8 protein-coding genes are annotated in these 8,255 nt (G+C 58.2%); 2 read left to right on the top strand and 6 right to left on the bottom strand.

The genetic code is table 11. The features are described from left to right. From AACY31_RS26335 to AACY31_RS26320, 4 genes are all read right to left on the bottom strand, one after another. On the bottom strand, positions 1–516 hold a 516-nt coding region (locus tag AACY31_RS26335; RefSeq protein WP_339505377.1), incomplete at its 3' end, for an IS5 family transposase. A gap of 56 nt (positions 517–572) precedes the next feature. Beyond that, positions 573–842, bottom strand: a complete 270-nt coding sequence (locus tag AACY31_RS26330; RefSeq protein WP_339483420.1) for a hypothetical protein — start codon at positions 840–842, stop codon at positions 573–575. Beyond that, positions 839–1,204 carry a GtrA family protein gene (locus AACY31_RS26325; RefSeq protein WP_339505375.1) on the bottom strand — a complete coding sequence of 122 codons (366 nt, stop codon included), beginning with the start codon at positions 1,202–1,204 and terminating at the stop codon, positions 839–841. Before AACY31_RS26325 ends, AACY31_RS26330 begins: the two co-directional genes overlap by 4 nt. A gap of 183 nt (positions 1,205–1,387) precedes the next feature. Next, positions 1,388–2,809, bottom strand: coding sequence for an amino acid permease (locus AACY31_RS26320; protein ID WP_339483418.1), 1,422 nt, complete (start codon positions 2,807–2,809; stop codon positions 1,388–1,390). Positions 2,810–3,379: 570 nt separating this feature from the next. On the opposite strand from AACY31_RS26320, the gene AACY31_RS26315 reads away from it, so the two are divergent. After that, on the top strand, positions 3,380–6,487 hold the full coding sequence (locus AACY31_RS26315) for a transglycosylase domain-containing protein (RefSeq protein WP_339505376.1): 3,108 nt from the start codon (positions 3,380–3,382) through the stop codon (positions 6,485–6,487). A 27-nt stretch (positions 6,488–6,514) separates the two neighbouring features. Here the strand turns inward: AACY31_RS26315 and AACY31_RS26310 are convergent, their stop codons facing one another. Together AACY31_RS26310 and AACY31_RS26305 are read right to left on the bottom strand one after the other, a co-directional pair. Continuing rightward, positions 6,515–6,658, bottom strand: coding sequence for a hypothetical protein (locus AACY31_RS26310; RefSeq protein ID WP_339483417.1), 144 nt, complete (start codon positions 6,656–6,658; stop codon positions 6,515–6,517). A gap of 67 nt (positions 6,659–6,725) precedes the next feature. Further along, positions 6,726–7,979, bottom strand: coding sequence for a hypothetical protein (locus AACY31_RS26305; protein WP_339505374.1), 1,254 nt, complete (start codon positions 7,977–7,979; stop codon positions 6,726–6,728). Here AACY31_RS26305 and AACY31_RS26300 point away from each other — a divergent pair. Further along, entirely contained in the window at positions 7,891–8,136 is a 246-nt protein-coding gene (locus AACY31_RS26300; protein WP_339493042.1) for a hypothetical protein, read from the top strand. The two genes, AACY31_RS26305 and AACY31_RS26300, sit on opposite strands and share 89 nt — an antisense overlap. Positions 8,137–8,255 lie beyond the last annotated feature (119 nt).

Here is an 8,255-nt window from a genome sequence, read left to right as displayed (position 1 = left end):
GTAGTATTGGTTGCCTTTCTTGGTCTGATGCATCTCAGGATCGCGCTTTCCATCTTTGTTCTTGGTAGAACTGGGCGCATGAATCAGCGTGGCATCGACGATGGTCCCTTGACGCAACGACAGACCATGATCGCCCAGATAACCATTGATCACAGCGAGAATTCCAGCGGCCAGCTCGTGTTTTTCCAGCAGCCGACGGAAATTGAGAATGGTGGTTTCGTCCGGAATTCGCTCCAGGCTCAGACCGGAAAACTGACGCAGGATGGTCGTCTCATACAGTGCTTCTTCCATCGCAGGATCACTGTAGCCGAACCAGTTTTGCATCAGGTGCACACGCAGCATCGCCATCAGCGGATAGGCCGGACGACCACCTTCGCCCTTCGGATAGTGCGGCTCGATCAAGGCAATCAAGCCCTTCCAGGGCACTACATGATCCATCTCGATCAGGAACAACTCCTTACGGGTCTGCTTGCGTTTGCCTGCGTACTCGGCGTCGGCGAAGGTCATCTGTTTCATCATTGAAAAGCTCGGCGACTGGTGTCCGGTGATTTTGCCAAATCAGGAAGTCTTTTTCAGAGTTCCCCTAAGACGTCAGGGTTGTAAGGCAACAGGCTGACATCGATATAGGTTGACTGAGCCAGCTGCTTCTTCAGATAGGCCTTGCCTTGGATAAGCCAACCAAGCAGTGTCAAACATCTCCACGGTTGGCTACGGACAAAAGCCATTGCGCACTCAAAAAGAGCATCGGACTTGAGGAGCGTTCCGTCCAGATCGACCACGAAAGGAATCGAAGCCTCAGGCCTTTTTGTGGTCGACTGCAACGCTTGCTGCGGAGCGCTCATACTCGATGGTGACCATGAAGTAACTTAAACCGGTAAAAGCTGTAACCCATCAGCAGGCTCAACAAGAAGTACGAAGCCACCGTCACCCATCCAGGCAAATCCAGGCCATCGCCAATCGAGCCGATTCCATAGCTTACGGCGCCTATCGCGCAATTGAACAAGAGATAACCGCGCCATGACTCCCCCGGCTCGAAGATGTAAAGCGCGTTCACATAAAACGAAAACACGGCCGCCACGCAAAACGCCGCGAGGTTGCTATCGGCCTGGGTCAATCCGACAGCGTCATTGAGCAAGAAAAAAACCTGACAATGGATCAGCCCATTGACCAGTGCGATCACCATCAACGCAGAGAAACCCTTCATCGTGCCTGCCTTGCCATTTACCATTTGCCAGTTGGCGGGCTTTCAAGCTAGGCCACGGTGTTGCGCGGATCTACTGTCAGAACTTACAGGCCGAACACCGATTCCGACGAACGGTCAGGATCAACCCTACAAAAAAGCCCCGGTCATTTCCGACCGAGGCTCTTGTTTTACAGCGCTATCACTTTACGAAACTGAACGCACCGGCCCCGCTACGTCGCCGGACGGTTGCAATTTGAAGGTGTAGAACAACACCGTCAGCAGCACCAGGAACGCCGGGCCGACGTACAGCGCCACGCGCGTATCCGGGAAGTACGCCATCAGGCCCACGACCAATACCAAGAATGCCAGCGCCAGATACGAGCTGACCGGGTACAGCCACATGCGGTACTTCAACGCCGCGCGCTCGGAAGCGCTCAAGCCTTTGCGGAACTTGAGCTGGGCCAGCAGGATCATCACCCAGGTCCAGATCGCGCCGAACGTGGCAATGGACGTCACCCAGACGAAGACTTTCTCCGGCACCAGGTAGTTGAGCAGCACACCCAGCAGCAATGCGGCGATGGACAGCAGCAAGGCGCGACGTGGGACGCCGTTGGCCGAGGTCTTGGCGAAACCGGCCGGGGCCTGGCCGTTCTGCGCCAGGCTGTAGAGCATCCGCCCGGTGCTGAAGATCCCGCCGTTGCAGGAGGACAGCGCGGCGGTGATCACCACGAAATTGATGATGCCGGCAGCGGTCTTGATGCCCAGGCGCTCGAAGGTCATCACGAACGGGCTGCCTTGGGTGCCGATCTCGTTCCACGGGTAGATCGACAGGATCACGAACAACGCGCCAACGTAGAACAGCAGGATTCGCCAGAACACCGAGCCGATGGCGTTGGGGATGGTTTTCTGCGGGTTCTTCGCCTCACCGGCCGTCAGGCCGATCATCTCTACGCCCAGGTACGCGAACATCACCATTTGCAGCGACATCAACACACCTTGCACGCCATTGGGCATGAAGCCCCCGTGGGTCCAGAGGTTGGAAATGCCCAGGGCCACGCCGTCGTTGCCGAACCCGAAGGCGATGATGCCAACACCACCGATGACCATGGCGATGATGGTCACGATCTTGATCAGGGCGAACCAGAATTCGAACTCACCGAAAGCCTTGACCGCGATCAGGTTGATCGACCCCATGCTGACCAACGCCGCCAGGGCCCAGATCCAGCGGGGTACATCAGGGAACCAGATGCCCATGTACACCGCCACCGCGGTAATTTCCGCCACGCAGGTCACCAGCCACAGGAACCAATAGTTCCAGCCCGTCAGAAAGCCTGCCAATGGGCCGAGGTAGTCTTGGGCATAGCGGCTGAACGAACCGGCCACCGGGTTATGCACGGCCATTTCGCCGAGAGCGCGCATGATCACCAGGATCGCCAGGCCGCCAATGATGTAGGACAGCATGATCGCCGGACCGGCCATTTCAATGGCTTTGGCCGAACCGAGGAACAACCCGACACCGATGCAGGCGCCGAGCGCCATCAGGCGGATATGCCGCTCACCGAGTTCACGTTTGAGCGGACCACCCTGGGTGGTCTCGCCATGGGGCGAATGATTGCCGACAGGCATAGGGATACAACCTCGTTTTGTTATTGGATTGACCACCGAGTCTCCAAAGCCGCAAACCGATAGGCCTGCCACCTTGCCGAAACCAGGTCTGCTTTATGGACAGACCGTCCTGGAGAAAAAAAGCCGCAGGATCAGCGGGCCGTGCAGTATAAAAAGCCAGAGGCAGAGAGTTTCACTGTAAAACCGGGAGAAATCAGGGATAAACCTCATAAAAATACGTCCTTATGGAGACGTATTGCCTGGCTTACAGCCAATTCATAAACGGCGTCGAGTATTGCACAGGGAGGGTGCAGCGTCATGCCTGTGGACATGTCGATGGCTCTAGCACGGGGTTCTTGGGCGCGACCGCCGCCCCGGGCTTTTCAGCTTTGGAATACTGCTCAGCCATGCAGCCGTTGCAACGGCTACGCAGTCGAGCGGGGAGCAAGCTCTCTCGCCACAAAAGCCCACCAGCCATCGAGAACAACAACCGTCTCTTACATCCGGTGTCCACAAATTCCCCGCCGCCCGCGCCACCACCGTCTAAGCTTCAAGCAAGTCCCGATCAATGCGTGAATGGATCAGTCGACTATGGGCGCGTTATGGCAAACCGATTCGAGTAAACCTGTGGGCCCGACTGAACGTATGGAAGAAGCACCTTTACCCCCAAAAAAACGCCGAGCAGGGCATCGCTGGCGAGCGTTCTGGTTGTTGCTGTTGATTATCGTGGTGGTGGTCGGCCTGGCGGTGGCCCAGGAAATTCGCACATCCAGGTTTCAGGCCCGAGAGATCAGCCGGTACGCCGCGTCTCTGACCTATTCGGTGCAACCGGGCCCCAGCGACGCCATCGTCTACCCCGGGGGGGGGCCGTTCGACCGGCGATTGGGCTATAGCTCGCTGGGTGAATTTCTGCCTCGATTGCTCAAGCGCAATTACGTGATTGAGGCCCAGGCTCGTTTCTCCCCAGCCTTGATGAACTACGTCGACAAGGGCCTGTTTGCCCCCTACGCGGAAAAGCCCCAGACCGGCCTGACGATCACCGATTGCCGCGGCGCGTCGTTGTACCAGTTCAAGTATCCGCAGCAACTGTACGCAAGCTTCGAGGCAATCCCCCCCGTGGTGGTGCAGAGCCTGCTGTTCATCGAGAACCGCTTTTTGCTCGACCCCAAGCAACCCCAGGCCAACCCGGCAGTGGACTGGCCGCGCTTCGGCATGGCGGCGTGGTCCCAGGTGGCCAAGTTCCTGAGTTTGCCGGGGCAGTCCGCCGGGGGCAGTACATTGGCGACGCAGCTGGAAAAATATCGCCACTCCGACGATGGCCTCACCGGGTCGGGGGCGGAGAAAATTCGCCAGATGATTTCCGCCAGTGTGCGTGCCTATCAGACAGGCCCACAGACCCTTGAGGCGCGGCAGAACGTCATCCGTGATTACCTCAACAGCGTGCCGCTCTCTGCCGTGCCAGGGCATGGTGAAGTCCACGGCATGGCTGAAGGTTTGCGGGTATGGTATGGCGCCGATTTCAAGCGTGCCAACGAACGTTTGTCCGGTAACGCGACGGACCCAGGCAGCCTCGCGGAAAAAGGCCTGGCCCTGCGAGAGATGCTGTCGTTGATGATCGCCCAGCGCCGTCCATCCTATTACCTGTCCAAGGGCCATGACGAACTGGCGCGCCTGACCGACAGCCACGTCCGGCTGCTGGCACACAATGGCGTGATCGATGCCTCGCTGGCCCAGGCGACCCTGGCGAGCAAAGTCAGTTACCGTGACTGGGTGCAGCAACCCACCTTCCAGCCCAGCGAAATCAACAAAGGCATCAGCGCCGCCCGCAATCGCCTTGCCACGCTGCTCAACCGCTCGTATTACGACCTCGATCGCCTGGACCTCTCCGCCACCAGCACCTTGCAAAACGACTTGCAGACCCAGGCTACCGATTACCTCAAGCGCTTGGCGGACCCTGCGTTCGCTGCCGAAATCGGCCTGATGGGCGAACGTCTTCTGACGCCTACCAGCACCGCCCAGGTGCGTTACAGCTTCACCCTGCTGGAGCTGACCCCGGACGGGTCGCGCGTGCGCGTGCAAACCGACAGCACCGACCAACCCTTCGATATCAACGAAGGCAGCAAACTGGAACTGGGCTCCACCGCCAAGCTACGGGTGCTCACCACCTACCTGCAGATCATCGCCGAACTGCACGAACGTTATGCCCACGAGTCCCCGACAACATTGAAAAAAACCGAGATCGACGAGCAGGACCGCCTCTCCCGCTGGGCCATCGATTACCTGATCCAGCACAACGATCGCAACCTGCCGAGCATGCTTGAGGCGGCGTTGGATCGCACTTATTCGGCCAGCCCCGGCGAGGCGTTTTTCACCGGCGGCGGGCGGCACACCTTCAATAATTTCCGTAGAGAAGATAACGGCCGCAACCCCACCTTGCGGGACGCCCTGCGCGAGTCGATCAACCTGCCGTTCATTCGCCTGATGCGTGACCTGGTGCGCTACGCCACGTATGCGGGTCCCAACAGCAGCTCGGAGCTGCTCAAGGACGACAAGAATCCGCGCCGCCAGGAGTACCTGGCGCAGTTTGCTGACCGCGAAGGCACAACGTTCCTGCTCAGGTTCTGGAAGAAGTACCGGAAAAAGGACACAGGCCAGCGTCTCGAAACGTTCCTCGACGGCATGCGCCCCACGTCGATCCGCCTGGCCGCCGTACACCGCTACTTCTTTCCCGGCGACAGCCAGGAGAGCTTCAATCACTTTGTGCGTTCGCACCTCAAGTCGGCCAAGAGCGCTAAAAAGCTCACCGACGAACGCCTGGAACGGCTTTACCACCGCTACGGCCCGGGCAACTATGACCTGCCCGACCAGGGTTTTATCGCCAAAGTCCATCCGCTGGACCTATGGCTGGTGGGCTATCTGCTGAACAATCCAGATGCCAAGTTCAGCCAGATCGTCAAAGCCAGCCGGTTCGAGCGCCAGGAGGTCTATAGCTGGTTGTTCAAGAGCCGGCACAAGAGCGCCCGGGACAGCCGCATCCGCACCATGCTGGAAATCGAAGCGTTCCTGGACATTCATCAGCGCTGGCAGCAAGTCGGCTATCCGTTCGATCATTTGGTGCCTTCGTTGGCCACCGCTATCGGCAGCTCCGGCGACCGTCCCGCCGCCCTGGCGGAACTGGTCGGTACGATCCTCAATGATGGCATCCGTCGCCCCGTGCTGCGCGTTGACAGCCTGCAGTTTGCGGTCGATACGCCTTATGAAACACGGCTGCTCAGCAACCCGGAAAACGGCAAGCAGGTGATGCCGGTAGAAGTGGCCCAGTCGTTGCGCGGTGCGTTGTCCCAGGTGGTCGATGCCGGCACCGCGAAACGGGTAGCCGGTAGTTTCCTGCAGGCTGACGGCACACCACTGGCGATGGGCGGCAAAACCGGCACCGGCGATAACCGTATCGAAGCCATCGGTGCCGGCGGACGGGTCATCAGCTCAAAGTCGATCAACCGCACCGCCACATTCGTGTTCTTCATCGGCGACAATCATTTCGGCACGCTCACCGCCTACGTCCCAGGGGCCTCGGCGCAGAACTTCAAGTTCACCTCGGCGTTGCCCGTGCAGGTGCTCAAGGGCATGGCACCGTTCCTGTCGGCCTATTTACAACCGGGCAGTCATACCCAGTGCAAGCCGTTGGTGGCACACCAATGACGTACGCACGGGGCATCGCATCGAAGATCACGGTGAAGTCGCCGCTGGGTAGCGATCGACAGACATAGATTCAGCACGAATGAGCATCTCTGCCTGAGTACCTGGCGTGGACGAGGCATCGTCCACCACTTCCTGCGGCACACCGTCCAGGCGCACATTGTTGAACCTCACCCGCAGGTCCACGTCACATCGAATAAAACTCCATATCCCTTCGGCGTCCTGAGTAGAGCAATTCCTTTTAAACTTCCGAATCCCAAATCACCGTGACATTGCCGGTGTAGGCCTTTGCGCCGTGATCGAGCATCTGCTCGACACCATTGCTGCCCACTTCGAAATGCAACATCGCTGACTTGCGATCCACGTAGTAACCCGGTTGGAACAGTTCGGTGCCGCTGCCGTCGAGCAGCAGAGGCCGGCGGTTGACCGGTTGATTGGCGCCGTCGGTCAAGCCCTCAGGCAAGGTCACGCTGACATTCACCGGCACTTGATGACCGCTACCGGTTTCAGAGACTGCGCAGGTATTGCCGCTGATGTACTGGCATTCAAGCCCCATCTTGAAACGTGAAGACGCCGATATATGGAAACGCTGGTCGCGAAACAGCCGGGTCGGTTTGCGCCCGCTGTTCAGCCAGGATTGCCAGCCTTCCTGGGGGACCAGCTCGACGCGGTTGCCGCCGGGGGGGACATCCACCTGGAGGGTGTGCTCGACGTCGAGTTTGAAGTTGAGAGTGAGCGCCGAGTCATTCGGAATCATGACATCGCCCAGGTCAATGTCCTGCCCCGGTCCAACGCTATAGGTCAGCGACCCGGTGTATTGGCCGGATGACATTTTCAGTGGTTTGGGGGTGCGCAGTTCGTAGGCAAAATCCAGATAGCTGTAGCTCATGACTCCGACAGGGATCAAGTGTTGGGCCATTTTCCCGCATACGCCTTCTCTCGGCACCTTCCAGAAAAAGGCATAACTCGTAACGGAATAGAGTGAAACACCGCTGTATTGACATGGCGAAGGCGCATACACCCAATCAAGACCTCTCCACAACATCTCGTGGGCTCTTCTCAAGCCCACGCCTCCACCTACCAATTCGATCACACTATTGGAGAACGATTGTCTCGACCCTAAGCCGGACCAGCGCACTTCAACAGTTTCTATTTCGCCCGTCCCCGTATGGGTAACTTGTACCGGACGCCAACTGGCAGGCACTTTAAACATCGCACCTTGCCGAGGATCTTCATGATTCGCCTGGATAGGACTGATCGCATTGGCAGAGAGACGTAATCGAACGCTGAACATTCCTGTCGCCCTGCAGTCCGACGGTCTATCTGCGCAGTAACCACTGATAGGCGTGGTATTGAGAAAGGTATTCTCATTGGGTTTCGATGGGTCAGGCCTGAACAGTGCGCTGATGTCCTGGGTCAAGGCATTGGCCGCAGGCACGCACGAAAACAGCACCACCGAGACCACGCTGCGCACTGCAACCGATAAGGGTTTCATTTATACAACCTCATACAATCAAGACAAATCGCTGGAAATAGGTAGGCGAGCAATTCACTTGTGGGAGCAAGACTTGCCCGCGATGCAGACGCTCGGTCTTCAGGTGAACGGCGTTATCCTTCATCGCGAGCAAGCTTTGCTCCTACGGGTCTCTTGAGCGCTGCTTCGTCCAGTCTCGGCAAACGCCGTCTCGAAATCGAAACACTCCTGGACATCCATCAGCGCTGCCGGCAAGTCCGTTATCCGTTCGATCATTTTGATACCTTCGTTGGACAC

The organism is Pseudomonas sp. RL_105y_Pfl2_101, from assembly GCF_963970585.1.
Lineage (GTDB): Bacteria > Pseudomonadota > Gammaproteobacteria > Pseudomonadales > Pseudomonadaceae > Aquipseudomonas.
The sequence above is the reverse complement of the archived record's forward strand: the minus strand, read 5'-3'. Positions and strand labels throughout refer to the sequence as shown.